Genomic DNA, 17,271 nt, shown 5'->3' with positions numbered 1-17,271 from the left:
ACCGAGTGTGTGGCAGATTTGTGACATGGCCGTGAGCGAAGCCCGGCCGGCGGCACCGTCCGCTACTGCGTCGGACTCCACCTTGCCGCGATCATCCTCTGCCTGCGCGAGCCCAAAAACGATCTTTGTCAGCCACGGCCTTGCCGCATCGGCCATAGCAGTGCAATCGCCCCAGGCGATGGGAGTCTGGCTCGGCTGTGCTGGCAGCGGCCGAAGCGAGGCTGCCGGACCTGGGGCGCATCTGCCCGCTTCGTCTGCTGCGGCATCTGTGTCACAAAACAGGGACGTAAACGGTCAAAGTGGAAGATCGACGAGCTGTCCACCCGATCAACGTGGAGGCTGCCATGATGGGCATCGTCACTGCTGAGGACGCACTGGTACGGCGAGAATTCCGACCCGACGGCAAACGCAACCTCTTCCCGAGTTGCACTCTTGCTTCACGGCGCGCTGCCTCGACGTACAAGTGGCTGGTCGGCTTCAGAGCCGGTGCGCCCGACCGGCCGGGCAAATGGCATTACTACGTCGTGCATCACGCGGGCGACGCGATGGGGGCCGTGGAGGAAGCGAAGGACAGGGCTCTCCGTGAGAACGTTGACGTCTCCTTCGATTGCATGATCGACGAATTCGGTGCCGGCCGGGTGGAGCTCCAGGCGCTTCTCACTGACAAGATCGGCCGACGTCAACTTGTTCGATGCGCATGATGTGCCCCGATCGGATCACAACTGGACCAGCGAGGTCGCTCGTCTTGTCGAGGCCCGAATCGCAGGCCTCGACATCGCCGAGGCCTGCAATCTTGCACGGACTCAAACACCAGCACAGGCCGTCGCCATCGAACCGCCCGCGTAACGCAATGCCATTGCCCCTATACGCCCGCGAGGAGCAATTTCTTACCCCGGTCCGCAGGCACTCGCCCCCCCCGTCTTGCTCAAGCCTCTTCATGTCCTCCGTGTGAGTGTCACGAACCGCCCCGCCACCGCGGCGAGCATGCCAGCGCCGAGGACGGTGAAGCCTGCGACGAAGAACACCGTTTGCAGGGTTGTGGTTGACACGAGAATCGCGCCGAGCGCGGACCCCAACGCCAGAGAGACCTGCAGATTTGTGACGTTCACCGCTGATGCCGCCTCCTGGTTTTCCGGGGCCGCGTCGAGTAGCCAGACCAAGGTTGCCGGGTTCGCGATTCCCCAGATCAGGCCCCAGAGTGCGAGCAGCAGGCCGGTCAGCCACGGTAGGGTTCCCGCGCTCGCCAGCCCGATGAGCATGGCGGCCACCGCCGTCGTCGATCCGACGAAGCTGCCGATCACCCCGCGCTTGAACAGCGATCCGGCAATGAGAGAGCCGACGATGCCACCGCAGCCGTAGATGACGAACAGCAGGGTGATCACTCCACTGGACAGATGGGTGTGGTCTGTCAGGAACGGAGTGATGTACGTCCACGCGGCGAACTGACCGATGAACAGCACGGCGCCTGCCGCCATCCCGAACTGAACGGCTCGGCGTGACACGGTCTTTAGGAGATCACGCACGTGCGTACTCTTGTCCGGTGGAATGCTCGGCAGGAGGATCGTCTGGGCAACGACGACAAGTAGTGTGGCCGCCGCAGCGGTGGCGAAGGTGAGACGCCAGCCGATCAGATTGCCGAGGATTTGTCCGGCAGGCAGTCCCACTACCGTGCCACCCGAGATACCCGCCGCGATGATGGTGATGGCACGAGTGCCGCCGGCCGGCCCCACCAGCTTGGGTCCGACCGGTGAGACCACGGTCCAGAAGGCTCCGATGGTGGCGCCGAGGAGCATACGGGCGATCAGCACCAGGGCGAAGCTCGGGGCCACCGCGACGACTGCGTTCGATACCAGCACCGTCAGACCTAGCACGAGGATGACCGGGCGCCGGTTGAGGCGGCCGGAGCCAAGGAAGAACAGCGGCGCCGACACGGCGGCACTGAGACCCGGTACGAGCACCATCAGCCCCGCCAGACCGAGCGAGACATGCAGTCCTTCGGCGATCTTCGGCAGCAGCCCCACAGGCAGCGTCTCCGTCATGACGACGACGAACGCACCGAGTGCAACGGCACCCACGGACGCCCAGCCACGCCTGCTGCCCGGCTCCGTGACAGGGGTTCGGCTGGAAGTTCGTGCGGCCGCGGGTTGGGTCGGGACCGCTGCGGCACACGACGACGCAGTGACGACGCGCATCTGCGGTGCACGGTGTGTGGCCGCGCTGGGTTTGATTCCGGTCATGCGTTCTCCCGCGGCTCTTGCCCTGGAGCCACCTGCGCAGGTCAGCGCGGTCGTAGGCCTTGTCCGTACGTAGGCACCAGGGTTTGGAGTACCGGCCGCGGCGAGGGTCGTGTCTCGTTCGGTGAATGTCCACGATCGGCTTCACCCCGGCTGTCCTGAGTTCCTCCAGCAGACTCACAGCGATCTGCCGTTCCAAGCCGGTCGGCCACCTCTCGGGCTTGCCGGCTCGGGCGGAACGTGGGGTTACTGGAAACGGCCGTCGAAGCTGGTGCCGCTCCTGGGATCGGTGAACCGAAGGCCGACGACCGCTCCGTCTTCCACCACCCATCGCAGATCGTAGGAGGCTTGGTAGGAGGGCGGCCAGAAGGAGCAGAAGCGGCCACCCTCGTCGACGGACCAGGTGCCCTCCGTCTGGCGTCCTGTCTCGAAATAGGAGGTGCTTCCGTCGGGTCGGAAGGTCTGGGTCGTGCCATCGCCGTAGGCCAGGGGGCCCGCAGTGACAGCGGTGGGGATCTGGTCGGGCGGCACGATCGCGCCGTTTTCCGGGTGCAGGATGTCGATGTCCCTGGTCACTGTGTGGTCCTTACTGCTGTGTACGGTACGGGCGGGGCCTTGCTGGGCCTCGTGCCGCAGACGGGGCTCTCTGCCGTTCGGGCTCGGGGGCCCCGCCCTGATTGCCGTCATCGGCTCTCGGTCGCGGCCTCTCCCGTCGCCGCGAAGTCGCTCAGGTAGTGGCCGTAGCCCTCCTGCTCCAGAACAGAAGCGCAGGAAGGCGGAGTTGGGGGAGTACCGCAGTCCTCCGCCGGCGTGGGGCCCGTCGGGAAACGGCTCTTGCTGCACTCCGGCATGCCTACCTCTCGGAGGGTGCTGGAGTTTCTTGTGCTCTATTTGCGTCGAGCATCACCCGAACTCTTACCGTGTTGCTGTGGTGGACGGACTGCGGGTGAAGGCCCAGTGCGACGTTACGCTGGGTGTCGACCGCCTATCGGTCCGTGACATCTGGGCAACGGCTGCCTGCCCGGTTGCGTCAGTACCGGCCGGGAGGACTCCGCCAGTCAGCGACTTGTGCTCCTGAGGCAACCATTTCGCAGGCAAAAGGTGCCGGGGTACTGCCCGCCGACGTCGCCGAGCGGATGCGTCGGCCGATACGCGGCACGAACCGGCCGCCGGTCTGAGGGATGGTCTCCGGCTACTCGTGCTGATTGCCGCGCCGGTGCTGCCCACGCGGCGGACCAGCGTCCATGATCCCGGCCCTCGGTCCGGGAACGGCTGGCAATCGCCGGCGCAGAGTACAACAATTGCACCTACTGCCTGTCCGCCCACACCTGCATAGGGGCGCGCGTCGCCAAGGCCGGTGCGGGGGAGTTGCCTGCCGCGCGGAGCCCGCTGGCCCACACCGCCACATCGCCGGCCCGGGCCCGCGCATTGCCCGAGCCGACATCGGCGAGTCACACTTCAAGGTTCCCAGGGCCGTGGGCGTCAGCGCCCCCGGGTTCGCAGGCGATCTGGTGTTGGACACCGAACGACCTACGGCCATGTCCTCGCCAACTGCGTGACACTGTCCGGTCGCTCGTCACCCCGCACACCGACGCCTGTCGGGCGGCCCGACCGGCGCAACCGACCGGGCGCGTCACCACTCCCTCGACTGCCGTCGGGCACCCCCAGGAAAAGCGAGGAAGAACATGAGCGAATCGCGCGACCCCCGGGTAGACGCGCGTTACGACGTGATCGTGCTGGGCGCGGGCCCGGCCGGTGCGAACGTCACCGACCGCGCCCGTGCCGCCGGTCTCTCCGTAGCGATGGTGGAACGGGAACTGGTCGGCGGTGACTGCGCGTACTGGGCGTGCGTGCCCAGCAAGGCGCTGCTGCGTCCTGTCCTTGCGATCGCCGACGCCCGGCGCGTGGACGGTGCCCGGCAGGCCGTCACCGGTCGGGTCGACGCCGATGGCGTCTTCGCCCGTCGCAACCGTGCTGTCCGCGACTGGGACGACACCAGACAGGCTCTGTTTCTCAAGTCCGTCGGAGCTGACCTCTTCCGTGGCCACGGCCGTCTCGACGGGCCTCGACGAGTCAGCGTCACCCGTGACGACGGCACCCGGCAGACCCTCACGGCCCGGCACGCGGTGGCCATCGCCACCGGCAGCCGGCCTGCGCTGCCCGACATCCTGGGTATCGCCGAGGCCCGTCCCTGGACGAGCCGGCAGGGCACCGAATCCAGCAGCGTGCCCACCAGCCTCGCCGTCATCGGCGGCGGCGGAGTCGGCATCGAGATGGCGACTCTCTGGCAGGGCCTCGGCTCCCAGGTCACGCTGCTCGTCCGGCGCCGCTTGATCCCCCGCATGGAACCCTTCGCCGGCGAACTGGTCGCTCAGGGATTGAGAGAGGCGGGCGTGGATGTCCGGACCGATGTCCAGGTGACAGCCCTGCGCCGTCCGGACCCGGAGGGGCCGGTCACCCTTACGCTCGACGACGGCGGAGAGCTGGAAGCGGAGGAGGTGTTGTGCGCCACCGGCCGCGCGCCCGCCACCGACGACATCGGCCTGGACACGGTCGGCCTCACCCCCGGGTCCTGGCTCGATGTGGACACGACCTGTCTGGTGCAGGGGGTCGACGGCGACTGGCTGTACGCCCTGGGTGACATCAACCATCGTGCCCTGCTCACTCATCAGGGTAAGTACCAAGCCCGAACCGCCGGTGACGCGATCGGTTCCCGCGCCGCGGGTCGCCCGCTGGACGACGCGCCCTGGGGCGACCACGCCACCACCGCCGACGAGCACGCCGTACCCCAGGTGTTCTTCAGCGACCCCGAGGCGGCCGCGGTGGGCCTGAGCGCCGAGCAGGCGGAACGCTCCGGCTATCGCATCAGGACTGTTGATCTCGACTTCGACGTCGCCCAGGGCGCCAAGCTCTACGCCGACGGTTACCAGGGTCACGCCAGGCTGGTCGTCGACCTCGACCGGGAAATCCTCATCGGAGCGACCTTTGTCGGCCCCGGTGTCAGCGAACTCTTGCACTCGGCGACCATTGCGGTCGCCGGCGAGGTCCCGCTCAAACGACTGAGGCACGCGGTCGCTTCCTTTCCGACCATCAGTGAGATCTGGCTCTTCCTCCTCGCCGCATACCAGCGCGATCAGGAGAGGGAGGGTCAACGTGGTCGCTGACCGCGTACGGGCGGGTGGTACCCGTCAGTGAGGAGGGCCTCGTCGTTTCCCACGGTGCCGACCTGCTCGCAGCCGCCCGCCGATACGGACTGTGCGTATCCGATTACTTCTTGCTGGTCTGCTGCGGCGAGAGCGGCCAAGCCCCCGCAGGGAGATCGTGCTCAATGGGGGGCGTCCCAGGCGCCGTCCGATCCCGGGATCGCATCGCGAGGAATGCCGCGACGATGAGCCGGCCGCATCCCGCGGTTCAAACGTCACGGCGCTCGATCTGTCCCCCGACGAGTCGCTCGGCCACCGTGGTGGGCCTGCCGCCGTCGTCTCCCGCTGAAGTCGCCACGGTGACGCCGCGCTCCCGGCAGGTTTCTCACTGACGTCGCTCGACGTCGCGGCCGAAGGATCCCTTTGCTGAGATCATGGAAGAAAGCGCCCGAATTTGGTTGAAGAAGCGATTTCGCTATCTGTCAGGAAGTGACCGATGGACGCCTCGGACCAGCTTCTCCGAAGGGCTACCCCCTCGGCTCTCGTGACCCTGGACGGTGCCGTCCGCAGCCTCAACGCGGCCATGGCAAAGGTCCTGGACAGGCCGGCGGAGCAGTGCGTGGGTCGCAACATGGCTGATCTGTTGCCCGCGACCCAGCTGACTGCGGTCGAAAGCCTCGTGGCCCACGCCGCCACGACGATGACGGTCGTGATGCGGGTGCTGGAGTTCCCCGGGCCGGGTGCGGCACCGTTGGTCTGCCTGGTCGAGGCGCGACTGACGAGGGATCCTGCGGACGGCGTGCAACTCCTGTGGCTGCACTCGTTGAACGCGGGGAACGACCTGGGCGGACTCGTGATCCCGTTCCGGTTGGCGGCCAAGGCCGCCAACCTCGGTGTGTGCAGGTACTCACCTCAGGAGCAGCAGCTGGAGTGGCTGGGCGGTGCACCGGCCCTGGCAATGCTGTTCCCGGAGGCCTCCGTACCGTTGTCCAGCGTGGTCCGGCGAGTCCACCCTGATGACCGGGGGGCTCTGCGGCGGCTCGTGCGGTCGACCGTCACCCAGTCTCCCTGGATCAGGTTGAGGTTCTTCACCGAGCGTGATGGTTGGCACCTTCTGTCTTGCCAGGCCCGTCGAGTCCAGCTGGGGTATGGCGGCCCGCTGCGGGTCTTCGGTTTGATCCGCGACGACACCAAGCGCGAAGCGCGCCGACGCAAAGCTCTCGTCGCGCTGAGTGCCGCGCGGCAGCGAGCCGCCGAGATAGCGGCGTTTTCCTCCGCCTTGATCACTGCGGCGACAGAGCAAGAGGTGCAGCAGGTCCTCCTGACACGCCTCGCCGCGACCTTCGGTGGCACCGGCGCCGCCTTGGCACTCGTTGCCGAAGGCCGCCTGTGCGTCTCCTCCGATGCCGGGATCCCGAGGCTGGTGGCCGCTGTACACGGCGTGTCGCTGGACGATCCGAGCCCGCTGCCCCATGCGATACGAACGGGCAAGCCGCAGTTCATGCGCAACCAGGAGGAGTACGTACGCCGCTGGCCGGAGGGCGCCATGGTCCCGTACTTCGACCAGCTCGAATCCGGCTGCGCTGTCTCGATCACCTCCCTCAGCCCGGTCGGCGGTGAGCCCCTCGGGGGCTGGGCGGTGACCTACGACGGCGAGCATGACTCGTCCCCGGACGAGCGGGCCCTCATGAGCACTCTGGCCGACCTCGCGGGCCAGGCGCTGCGACGCGTCAGGTCTCGCGAAGTGCGGGTGGAGTTGGCCGTGGCGCTCCAGGAGACCATGCTTCCCAGGCTGCCGAAGCGTCTCCCGGGCCTGGAAGTCACCGCCCGTTACCGTCCCAGCCGGGACGGGCTGGACATAGGTGGAGACTGGTACGACGCCTTCGTCGTGCCCGACGGCGCGGTCGCCTTCGAGATCGGCGACGCCCAGGGACACGATGTGAACGCCGCCGCAGCCATGGGTCAGGTGCGTGCCTCCATGCGTGCCATCGCCGCCTGCGAACCGGACCCGGCAACCGTGCTGACGCGCACGAACGACCTGCTCGTCACGATGGACGCGGCGCGATTCGCCAGCTGCACGATGTTGTACATCGACCCCTCCGACGGACGGGTCACGGGCTGCAGCGCGGGCCATGTGCCGTTGCTGTACGTGGGCGACGACGGCAGGCACAGCGTCCGTGAACTGCCAGGCGGCCCGGTGCTCGGAGTCCTACCCGACGCCGTGTACAACAAGGGAACCTTTACCCTGGACAAGAATGCCGCGCTGATCATGGTTACCGACGGTGTGGTCGAAGGCCCGAGCCTGACGCTGGAAGCCGGGCTGGAGCGAGTCGCGACGCTCGCGGCGCAATCCGCCCACGACGGGTTGAACGCCGATGAGATCGCTGATCGAATCCTCGACACCATGGTCGCGGTGGACCACATCGACGACGCGGCTGTGATGATCATCCGGCGCGCGTGACGGCTCTGCGACTCCCGCTCGACCGCCTGCGCATGCTTGTCGCGGTACTTCGACGGCGCAACCAGGCCAGCCGACGGAATCCGCTGACCTGCGAAGACGCGGCCTCCGAGGAGTGAGTGTCCCGTGACGGAGCGCGGAGTTTCCCGGTGCATCGCGGTATGCCGGTGTCGTCGGTACCAGGGACAGGGTCCCGTTATGGCCGCTGCACAGGACAGCGCCGGTTCCGGCTGCTTGCGGTCAAGCGCAGCACAGATATCCGTCCCGCAGGATCGGCTGTCCCCTATGATCAAGGCATGTGCTGCTGTGCTCCCATGACCACAACCGCCGCTTAGCGGCGGTACCGCGGTTGCTGTAACCGCGGCCATTGCCTGCCCCCTCCGCGCGGGGCAGTGCTGGGGCGTACCGCCGGATCAGTGTCCTGCCGGCAGTCACTCGTGTTCCTGTGATGCCGGGTCGTCCTGCCTGATCAGGGAAGTCATGTCTCAGTCACAGCGTTTCGATCCACAGCACCCGTGTGCCACCACCCTGCTCCTGATGGTCGGTCTCCCCGGGGCCGGGAAAACCACCCGTGCCAAGGAGCTCGCCGCGACCCATCGGGCGCTGCGGCTGACCCCGGATCACTGGATGATCCCGCTGTTCGGCGATTCGATGGCCGACGGCAAGCGCTGGGTTCTCGAAGGGCGGCTCATCTCGGTCGCCCTGCAGGCGCTGCGGCTGGGGACCAGCGTCGTACTCGACTTCGGGCTCTGGAGTCGCGATGAACGGTCGGCACTGCGCTGGCTGGCCCGGTCGGTCGGGGCGTCATGCCAGGTGGTCTACCTGCCCGTGGACAAGGACGTCCAGCTCGCGCGCATCGCGCACCGCCAGGAAACAACACCGCATCAGACGTTCCCGATGAGCGAGGCCGACCTGGATACCTGGCGGGAGCAGTTCCAGGTGCCTGACGCCGCAGAACTCGACGGCCGCGAGATTCCCACGCCACCGGCGGGCTGGCCGAGCTGGCGGGAGTGGACGATGGACACATGGCCCTCGTGCACCGACAGCTGACCCGGACCGGTCACCAACCGTCGGTGAGAATGGTCAGCCTCCACTGCGAGAGGAGACGAGCGCGCGGCGGTCGCACAGCCCGCTGACCTTTTCCGCCCATTCCGTCACCTCGGGAGCTTCATTTCGTCGGTAGCCCAACCATGCCCACCGATGGCGGCGGCCATCCTCAACCTCCAACGAGTCCCTGGAGGCCGAACGCGGGGAAGACCTTGGTCGCCACCGTGGCATGTGTCGGCACGTCCAGGGCGACGACACCAGCCGGCGAGCCGCCACACGGGCGTGTGACAGCGTGGTCGTGCAGGCCGTAGGACAGCAGCCGACAGGTCACCCTGCACCGCGACCAGATCTGGACGTGCAGATCCGGCGCCGGCGAGGGCGGCGGGTACGGGTACTACTCGAAAAGACGGCGGTTCGAGCGGCTCCAGGTGAGCCGGCGGTCAAGTTCCTCCAGCAGACCTTCGCGGATCCAGGTGGCCTGAGGCTCGTGCCCTTGGGAGGCCAGCCGGTGTACGAGATGGATGTCCTCCTGTTGCCTGTCGATCACTGCATCCACGACCCCAGCGGTGGTGGTGAGGCCGTAGGCCGCGCAGAAGCGCTCCAGACGCCGGTGGCGGTCGGGCGGCTCTGGGTAGCGCAACCAGCGCAGGCACTCGGCGTCATCGCGAAATGGGGCGACGTACTGCAGCGCGTAGGCCACATCGTGCATCCGCGGCGCCGGCCGGGCGAAGTCCCAGTCGATGATCCCCACGGGGCGATTGCCTTGCCACACGACGTTCCACGGGCCGAAGTCGCCGTGGCAGATCACCTCGCCCTCGCCGGGCGCGAGTGAGCTGTCGGACCAGGCTGCCTCGGCCGGGGGCGAGAATCCTGCGGTCGCGTCGTGGTAGTCGCGCAGCAGCTGGGCGAAGGCGGACAGGCCCTGGTCTTCCACCACCTTGGCCCAACCCTGCGGTCCGGACTCGCCGTGGATGAAGGTGAGCACCTCCCTGCCCTGCTCATCGAAGCCCAGGGGCCGGGGAGCGTAGGGGAAGCCCACCGATTCCAGATGCCTGAGCAAGGCGTGGACCGTCGGTGTCCAAGACTGGGCGGGGCGGCGAACGGTGTCTCCGACCCGTACCACCTTCCGGTGAGGCTGGTCCTGCAACACGTCCTCGTTCGCCATGCGCGGGACGCTACCGCGCGGCTGACGACCAGCGCTTGATACGTATCAACCGCCTTCACCAAAACCCGCAGCCTTTCAGCGTCGGGCAAACGGTCTGAGCCGATGGGTGTAGCTATCGGCTGTTGCGGCTGCATCCTTTGCGATGCGGGCAGGTATAGGTCGGAGGTGCTCACATGCCCAGCGGTGAGGCGCTCGCCCTCGTCGATGAGGCGGGCCGGGTGATCGAGTGGGAACGTGCGGCTGAGGAGCTGTTTGGGCGCTCTGCAGCGGACACCGTCGGACGGTCCGTGGCTGCTCTCATGCACGACGTCTCCACGGACGGGGCAGGGCGGCACGGAGGCGTAGCGGAAGCGGCCACGGTCGTGGTCAAGCCCGTCGTGCGGGGTAGTGCTGTGGTCTGGCGAGTCCTCGCAGCCGGGTGTTCGTCGGCAACCCGGGATACCGCGATCTTGAGGGCTGTGTTCGATCATCTGCCTGTGCCGCTGTACATCCTCGACGAGCAGTTGCGCATCGTCCGGACGAGCGCGGTCGTCGAAGCGGCAGGCGACGGGTCCACCGAAAGCTCGCTGGGTGGCTTTTTCCCCGAGGTCTGGGCGTTCATGGGTGTAGAGGAGGAAGCCGCCGTGGCGCGCAGGGTCCTCGACAGTGGGCACGCCGCGGTGAACCGGCTCGTCCGCAGGAGGCACCCGTCGGGCCGGTCCGACTACGGCGTCTACGCCGTTTCGTACTTCCGTCTGGAAGACTCGTCCGGAGGCGTGCAGGGGCTCGTGGCCTGCACGCTTGACGTGACTGAGCGAGAAAGAGCCAGGGAACACCGAGCCCTACTGGAGCGGATCCGCGCGAACGTAGGACACCGTCTGAGCGTCACGGACGTCAGCTGGGAGCTGGTCGCGGCCGTGGTGCCCGCATTCGCCGGGACCGCAGCTGTCGAGGTGGTCGAAGAGGTGGTTCGCGGACAGGACCCTCCGCGAACGCCGGTCAAGAAGGCCGTTTCTCTGCGCCAAGCTGCCATCCTGGGCCGGATCTCGGCACGTAGAACACTTCGCTCCCTCACTGCCGGCACTCCCACCGCCCGCATCCTGTGCGCCCCGCAAGCCCGCCTGGTGTCGGTCGAGGAAGCGTGTGCGTGGGCGGAGCCGGAGCAGGCGGACGAGATCCGGCGATCTGGTGCTCATTCGCTGATCGTGGCCCCATTGACGGTTCGAGGACAGCTGCTCGGGATGGTCACCTTCTTCCGTCACGAGGGGGAAGCACCCTTCGACGAAGGCGACCTTGACGCGGCGTCCGCGATCGGCGCACATGCCTCACTGTGCATCGACAACGCCCGTCGGTACATGCGCGAGTGGATCATCGCCTCCACCATCCAGAGCAGGATCCTCCCACCACAGCCCGATACCCAGGCCACCCTCGAGGTCCGCCATCTGCACATCCCCGGCGAAGAAGGTGGCGGTGCCTGGTCCGATGCCATCGCACTCCCCAGCGCGCGCACCGCACTGATCGTCGGAGACGTGGCGGGCAAGGGCATCCCTGCGGCCATCACCATGGGACTCTTGCGAACAGCCGTCCACACCCTTGCCGCTCTGGACCTGCAGCCCGACGAACTGCTCGCCCGGTTGAGCGATACAACGGCGCGTCTCGTCGCCGCGCGCGCCGCATTGCCGCCTGTGGATCCGCTGCATAGCGAACCCCTCACCGCCGGCTGTGCCATTGCGATCTACGACCCCGTGGACCGCACCTGCACCACCGCATGCGCTGGACTTCCTGAATCCTTCGCGATCTTTCCCGACGGCACCTCAACCGGTCTCGTGGCGCAGTCCGGACCTCAGCTTGCAGCACGTGACACGGCACCCTTTCCCGCTGCGACCTTCGCACTGCCTGTGGGAAGCACCATCGTGATGAGTACGACCACCGAGGTGCCGACGGCGGCCGGCCCTCTGCGCCCGCTGCTGGAATCGGCTGGTTCGGGACCGCTCGTGGCTTTGTCGGACACCCTCGCTCACCAACTCGCAGATGGCCCACTTCCCGTCGAGACCGCGATGCTGTTTGCCCGCACCAAGGCACTGCCCGCGGACCGGGTCCTCACTCTTGCTCTGCCGGAGGGCCCTGAGGCGGCGCCGATCGCTCGAGCGGCGGCTCGGCGGCAGCTGGAAGCATGGGGCCTTGACGCGGAAATCGTCTACACCAGCGAACTCATCGTCAGCGAATGCGTCGGCAACGCCGTCCGCTACGGAAGTCCCCCGCTGCGGCTCCGCTTGATCCTTGACCAGAGCCTCACCTTCGAGGTCAGCGACGGTGCCCCAACTTCTCCGCATGTCAGGCATGCTCGTACCAGCGATGAGACGGGGCGGGGGCTCTTCATCATCGCGAGTCTCGCCGACCGATGGGGCACCCGTTACCACGCTGACGGGAAGTCTGTCTGGGCAGAGGTGTCGGTCAGCGGTTTGAGCGGGGCGCAGTCGTGGGCGGGCGTGTGCTGAGCACAATCGGCGCCACCAACGGCGCCCAACTCTGACGCCGGTCGTCACCGAAAACGTGGTGCCCACATGACCCGAAAAAATCAGGATGTGGGTTGTCAGGCGGCCGAGGCCAGCCGCTGGCGGGCTTCATCGAGAGAGGCGCTGGCCGCGGTGTGGCCGGCACGGTGGGCCTCCAGCCGGGGGAGCAGGCTGGTGAGGAATAGTCAAGACTTGCGGATTCGGCGTGGTTCAGTGGTAGCGCGGGAGTCCGCCGAGGTCCGGGAGCTCGTCCTCGAAGTCGCAGGCGGCAACGGCGTCGAGGCCGCGGTTCCAGATTGCTTTGAGCACGCGTGACACTGCTTCGACGAGGACGGGGTCGGAGCCGTCGGTTTCCGCCTCGATCGTGAAAGGCCACCCGATGAAGTCTTCGGCCAGCCCGTCGTCCGGGTTGAGTCGGATCTCGAAGACCATCCGACCTGATCGGATGGTGTAGTGATCGTCGGCGCAGGCCCCGAGAGTCGCCGCGACGAGCGCCGTCACGGACTCGCGATGGCCGCCTCGCACATAAATCTGGCAGTCTCCGTAGTCCTTTCCCGTGTTCACGCGGCCTGCTCCTGTCGCTCGACCAGGATGCCGTTCTCGAACCAGGCGCCTGCGCGGACCAGGGGGACGAGGTGGGCTCCGGTGATTGCCCGCCAGCGTGTCTGGGCAGACTCGACGAGTTTGAACACCATCACGAGGGCTGCGGCCGGGCTGCCGGCGCCGCGGGTGACCTTGGTGCGGAGCTTGACGGTGGAGAAGGCTGACTCGATGGGGTTCGTGGTCCGCAGGTGAATCCAGTGCTCGGCCGGGAAGTTGTAGAAAGCAAGCAGCTCATCCCGGTCCTGGAATGCGGCGTGGTCGTCCTGCCACTGCTTCGTCATCCGGGTCACGGTCGCCGCGGACAGGCCCGCCGCTCCGCCGAGGAACTGCTCGAGTGCCGGGACGCAATCGCCGGTGGACAGGCCGTGCAGATACAGCAGCGGCAGCACCTCGGAGATCTTCGGCGACTTACGGCACCAGGGCGGCAGGATCCTGGAGGAGAACCGCTTGCGCTCCCCGGTGGCCTCGTCCACCCGCCGGTCGTTCACCCGCGGCGCCTTCACCTCCACCGGCCCGGCCGCGGTGACCACGGTCCGCACCTGGTGGTATCCGTTGCGCACCACCAGGCGGCGGCCGACGCCGTCGGTCTCGGCCGCCGCCTCGGCTATGTATTGGTTGACTTCGGCTTCCAGCGCGGCGGCGAGCATCCGGCGACAGCCTTCGCGCACGATCTCGTCGATCAGGGTGCCGGACTGGGTGGAGCCGTCGTCGGTGACTACGCTGAGCATGGGCGTGCCCTCCCGACCCGCGCTGCGAACGCGGGCCTACTCGGTGACCGTCAAAGGATCATTCGGGAAGGTACGCCCTCCGCGTCCCCTCCCGGGACTGATCCACGGGTCTCGAGCATTGCTCCAGGCTGGTGACCAGCCCTCGGCACCGGGCCGCGCCGGTGCTCAAGGCAGTGTCGAGGGCATGGTGGGCGTGGGAGACGGCGGCGTCGAGATCGTGGTCGGGCACCGTTGTTCCAGCCACGCCACGCAGACCCTTCTGGCTGCGGATGCGAGCACACTTCGTCCGTTGTGCGGCAAGGACGTCGGGGTGTCGGGCGTCCTGGTTGGGCTATCGCAGGTAGGCGTGCAAGGCCCGGGTCTGGACGGTGTGGTTGCGGTGGCGGGAGTTGGCGACGGTGAACTGCCGCAGCGGCCCGAAGGGAGCCTCTATGGGGTTGGCCCGGGACGCGTAGCCCGCGGCATCCCTTCAGGCTCTCCCCATGCTTGCACCTCTGCGTAGGAGAGGGTCACGAGATCCGCCGGCCGGCCGTCGCGAATGGCCGTCGCGGTGGCCACAGCCGCCGCCAGGGCCCTGCGGTAGAGCATCGAGCCGAGGCTGATCCTGCGCACACCCAGTGCGGCCAGGTCGGTGAGGGCGGGTCCGGTCGGTGTGTACAGAATATTCAGCGGGACGACGAGGGTTGCCGTCAGCGCGGCGATCTCGTCCTGGTCCGACAGCCCTGGCACAAACACCCCGTCCGCACCGGCCTGTTCGTAGACCGCGAGGCGCGCCGCCGTCTCCTCCTCCTGGCGTCCGAGCCAGTAGGTGTCGGTGCGGGCGTTCACGAACAGCTCCGGCACGGCGGCCTTGACGGCAGCGATCTTCGCGGCGTGCAACTCCACGGGGGCGAGGGTGCCGTCGGGGCGGCCGTCCTCGAGGTTGATCCCTCCGGCTCCTGCGGAGGAGAGCCTCCGGGCCAGCTCAGCCACTTCCTCCGGATCGTCGCTGAAGCCCCCTCCAGCATCGACGGTGTACAGGAAGGAGCCGCGTCCGAGTCGGCGGGCCAGAGCCAAGGTCGCTTCGGCGGTCGCGGCCGCCCCGTCCGTCAGGCCGACGGCCGCAGCCACGCCCAGGCTTGTGGTGCCGATCGCCGCGAAGCCCTGTGCCGCCAGAGCGGCCGCAGAGGCGTAGTCCCAGGCGTTGGGAAGCAGCAGCGGGGTGGCCTGGTGATGCAGGCGGGCGAAGTCGGTCAGCGGGCGTCGGCGCAGGCCGTCGGCCAGAGCAAGGGCATGGGCCCGGCCGGGACAGACCCGCGGTGGTGCGCCGAAGGTGAGCGATACGGGGTGCACGCGATGGGCGGCCGCAAGATCCAGGAGAACCACATCGCCCTCGGCGATCTCCCGACCGGCGACCCGGGTGGTACGCGTGGCGACCCGGCGCATCGCCGATACCGGCGGAGCCTCCAGGAGCACCCGGGCCAGCGGTACGTCGCTGTCGGCCGCGGCCTCCACCAGGGCAGCCGTGGCCGAGCAGGCCTGCACCAGCAGCCCGATGCGGTTGGCAGCGGCCTCCAAGCCGTCTTCAGTCGCGTTCCTTGGCGCCAACTGCGCCATGAGATGGGCCACCGCCTCGTCAGCGGCTGCGTCCGTACCCCCGAAGTAGGCCCCGGCAACGACGGTCACCGCCTCTGCGACCATCCTGGGCTCCGACATCCCCAGGGCCTCGGCGAGAATATGCACCACCCGCACGCGGACCTCCCCTTCCGGCCCCGCCGCCACCGCCCGCCGTAGTGAGGCGGGCTCCAGCCGGGACAGTTCGTCCTCCACCAGAGCGCGCCGCCGCCGGTGCTGCTCACCAGAGCTAAATCGGGCCACGGTGGCACGCAGCCATGCGACACTCGCCCCTGCAGGACCGTCGTCGGCAGCAGGCAGTTCCGGGACCAGTGCCGGGTCGGCAAGCGCCGCTCGCACGTCCTCATAGCGGTCGAACTCATGCATCGTCGACGTCATGGCCCTGACGCTAGTGCCGGGACAGTTCGCTGCTCCCCGAACCATCCCTGCGGCATCATGACCTTGTTCCCCCACTCGCCAAGACCGCCGCCCTGTTTGCCGACCGCGCCCGGGCCGCCTTCTGCCAGGCGCTGCTCGACGGACGCGCCTGGACCCCGCGGTCGGGCGCTGAAGGGTCTGTGCGGTTCCGCCGAGTCGAACCCCAGCCGGGCGGCCCAGTCCCGGTCATCGATCGTGACGGGCAGCCGAGCGCACAGCCGGTCGAACAGCGTACGGGGACGCCGGTCACCAGCCGTTGATGGCGCGTCCTGCTGGTCAGCGTAGGCCCTTGCGAACACACCCACGACCAGGTCGACCTATTCCTCCAGACACCCCCGGACCGTGTCCCACTCCCTGACGAGCACCACCCGGTCCTCGCCATCCGCCAGGTCGAGCAGCGCCTCCCAGAGCATCCGCGCACCGCGGCGTTACCCCAGGATGCTGTCTTTGATCGGCTGCCCGGCGACGGCGCGGGTACGCAGCACCTCGTGCAGTTCGGAACGCAGATAATCGTCCGGCGAGAGCCCGTTGACCAGCCAGCGCAGTACAAGTTCGACATTCCAGCGCACTACGGCCGTCCGGTCCCCGCGCCACTCGAAATCGGTGTAGGCCGGCAGCCGGCCGAGTCCGAACGTCATCCGGCGCACCACAACTCCGACATCGATGCGCTCCAGAACGGACAGCAATGCATCGCCCGCCATAACCGCCGGATGGGGGAGTCGCATGCACACGAGCAATTCTGCCAAGTCCGCGGGAACCACCACCTGGAAGACGGTTGCCGAGCGCACCTCCGGCTCCAGCAGCACCGTGTCAGCCTCGGTGACGCCGGCCGGCCGGGGGTGCTTCCGGCTGGTCTACGCGGGGAAGCCGGCACCGACACAGCCGCGCCCCGCCACATCGGCAAGCCCCTTCGTACAGGTGAAACGCGGCGGTCACGGCCAAGGCTTCGACCACCTCGATCCGGCTCGGAGGAACTGTGAAGGTCACCGGCAAGGCCGTACCGGCCGAGGCGGGAGCCCTGGTCTCCATCCAGCGATGGAACGGCACCAGATGGGCGACCCTCAGCTTCGCTCGACAGAGCTCCACGGTACCGTCGCACTCTCGGTGAAGACCGCAGCCCGCGGCTCCTACAGCTACCGCCTGCACAAGAACGCCACCACGCGGCCGGCGCGGCGGCGTCGCAGACCCTGCGCCCCACTCTGAGCTGACCGGCGGAAGGCTGAGAGCCGGACGGAGTGAGTCCGCAGTCCGGCCCTCAGCGCCCTCAGCGCACGGTCACGTCCGTTGGGGTGGTGTATCGACGGCCACTCGGTGATCTCTTCTTTGAGGCTATGCGGTGAGTTCGGTGGGCAGGGCGGTGTCGCCGG

Annotated in this window: 12 protein-coding genes and 3 pseudogenes; 6 read left to right on the top strand and 9 right to left on the bottom strand. The window is 67.9% G+C overall.

Annotated elements, in window-relative coordinates; genetic code table 11:
* Nucleotides 1-299: 299 nt before the first annotated feature.
* Nucleotides 300-701, top strand: coding sequence for a hypothetical protein (locus ABZ479_RS38090; RefSeq protein ID WP_500465845.1), 402 nt, complete (start codon nucleotides 300-302; stop codon nucleotides 699-701).
* A 234-nt stretch (nucleotides 702-935) separates the two neighbouring features.
* Here ABZ479_RS38090 and ABZ479_RS38085 read toward each other — a convergent pair whose 3' ends face one another.
* From ABZ479_RS38085 to ABZ479_RS38075, 3 genes and pseudogenes are all read right to left on the bottom strand, one after another.
* Entirely contained in the window at nucleotides 936-2,192 is a 1,257-nt protein-coding gene (locus ABZ479_RS38085; protein ID WP_500465869.1) for an MFS transporter, read from the bottom strand.
* A gap of 52 nt (nucleotides 2,193-2,244) precedes the next feature.
* Nucleotides 2,245-2,410 (bottom strand): annotated as a pseudogene (locus ABZ479_RS38080) (IS5/IS1182 family transposase); the annotation flags it as partial.
* Between the two features lie 70 nt (nucleotides 2,411-2,480).
* Nucleotides 2,481-2,810, bottom strand: a complete 330-nt coding sequence (locus tag ABZ479_RS38075; protein ID WP_500465844.1) for a hypothetical protein — start codon at nucleotides 2,808-2,810, stop codon at nucleotides 2,481-2,483.
* Nucleotides 2,811-3,919: 1,109 nt separating this feature from the next.
* Between ABZ479_RS38075 and ABZ479_RS38070 the strand changes: the two genes are divergently transcribed.
* From ABZ479_RS38070 to ABZ479_RS38060, 3 genes are all read left to right on the top strand, one after another.
* A complete protein-coding gene (locus ABZ479_RS38070) occupies nucleotides 3,920-5,398 on the top strand; it encodes a dihydrolipoyl dehydrogenase family protein (protein WP_500465843.1) in 1,479 nt (492 codons plus the stop codon).
* Between the two features lie 475 nt (nucleotides 5,399-5,873).
* The gene (locus ABZ479_RS38065) at nucleotides 5,874-7,838 is read left to right on the top strand and encodes a SpoIIE family protein phosphatase (RefSeq protein WP_500465842.1); all 1,965 of its coding nucleotides are present in this window, start codon (nucleotides 5,874-5,876) and stop codon (nucleotides 7,836-7,838) included.
* A gap of 534 nt (nucleotides 7,839-8,372) precedes the next feature.
* The gene (locus ABZ479_RS38060; protein WP_500465841.1) at nucleotides 8,373-8,885 is read left to right on the top strand and encodes a P-loop nucleotide/nucleoside kinase family protein; all 513 of its coding nucleotides are present in this window, start codon (nucleotides 8,373-8,375) and stop codon (nucleotides 8,883-8,885) included.
* Between the two features lie 391 nt (nucleotides 8,886-9,276).
* Here ABZ479_RS38060 and ABZ479_RS38055 read toward each other — a convergent pair whose 3' ends face one another.
* Nucleotides 9,277-10,047, bottom strand: coding sequence for an aminoglycoside phosphotransferase family protein (locus tag ABZ479_RS38055; RefSeq protein WP_500465840.1), 771 nt, complete (start codon nucleotides 10,045-10,047; stop codon nucleotides 9,277-9,279).
* 173 nt (nucleotides 10,048-10,220) lie between these two features.
* Here ABZ479_RS38055 and ABZ479_RS38050 point away from each other — a divergent pair, with 173 nt between their 5' ends.
* A complete protein-coding gene (locus tag ABZ479_RS38050) occupies nucleotides 10,221-12,524 on the top strand; it encodes a SpoIIE family protein phosphatase (RefSeq protein ID WP_500465839.1) in 2,304 nt (767 codons plus the stop codon).
* A 228-nt stretch (nucleotides 12,525-12,752) separates the two neighbouring features.
* Here the strand turns inward: ABZ479_RS38050 and ABZ479_RS38045 are convergent, their stop codons facing one another.
* From ABZ479_RS38045 to ABZ479_RS38030, 4 genes and pseudogenes are all read right to left on the bottom strand, one after another.
* Entirely contained in the window at nucleotides 12,753-13,106 is a 354-nt protein-coding gene (locus ABZ479_RS38045; protein WP_500465838.1) for a hypothetical protein, read from the bottom strand.
* Complete coding sequence (locus ABZ479_RS38040; RefSeq protein WP_500465837.1) at nucleotides 13,103-13,873, bottom strand: transposase; 771 nt, start codon at nucleotides 13,871-13,873, stop codon at nucleotides 13,103-13,105. The genes ABZ479_RS38045 and ABZ479_RS38040 overlap by 4 nt, the downstream gene beginning before the upstream one ends.
* Before the next feature lie 247 nt (nucleotides 13,874-14,120).
* A pseudogene (locus ABZ479_RS38035) lies at nucleotides 14,121-14,327 on the bottom strand (IS630 family transposase); the annotation flags it as partial.
* Complete coding sequence (locus ABZ479_RS38030; RefSeq protein ID WP_500465836.1) at nucleotides 14,303-15,865, bottom strand: isocitrate lyase/phosphoenolpyruvate mutase family protein; 1,563 nt, start codon at nucleotides 15,863-15,865, stop codon at nucleotides 14,303-14,305. The gene ABZ479_RS38030 and the pseudogene ABZ479_RS38035, both read right to left, overlap by 25 nt.
* A gap of 47 nt (nucleotides 15,866-15,912) precedes the next feature.
* On the opposite strand from ABZ479_RS38030, the pseudogene ABZ479_RS38025 reads away from it, so the two are divergent.
* Nucleotides 15,913-16,020, top strand: a pseudogene (locus ABZ479_RS38025) (transcriptional regulator); the annotation flags it as partial.
* A 312-nt stretch (nucleotides 16,021-16,332) separates the two neighbouring features.
* On the opposite strand, the gene ABZ479_RS38020 reads toward ABZ479_RS38025, so the two are convergent.
* Entirely contained in the window at nucleotides 16,333-16,710 is a 378-nt protein-coding gene (locus tag ABZ479_RS38020; RefSeq protein WP_500465835.1) for a hypothetical protein, read from the bottom strand.
* Nucleotides 16,711-17,271 lie beyond the last annotated feature (561 nt).

Source organism: Streptomyces sp. NPDC005722 (assembly GCF_040630935.1).
Lineage (GTDB): Bacteria > Actinomycetota > Actinomycetes > Streptomycetales > Streptomycetaceae > Actinacidiphila.
Note: the sequence above shows the minus strand (reverse complement) of the source record. Positions and strands in the feature narration are given on the sequence as shown.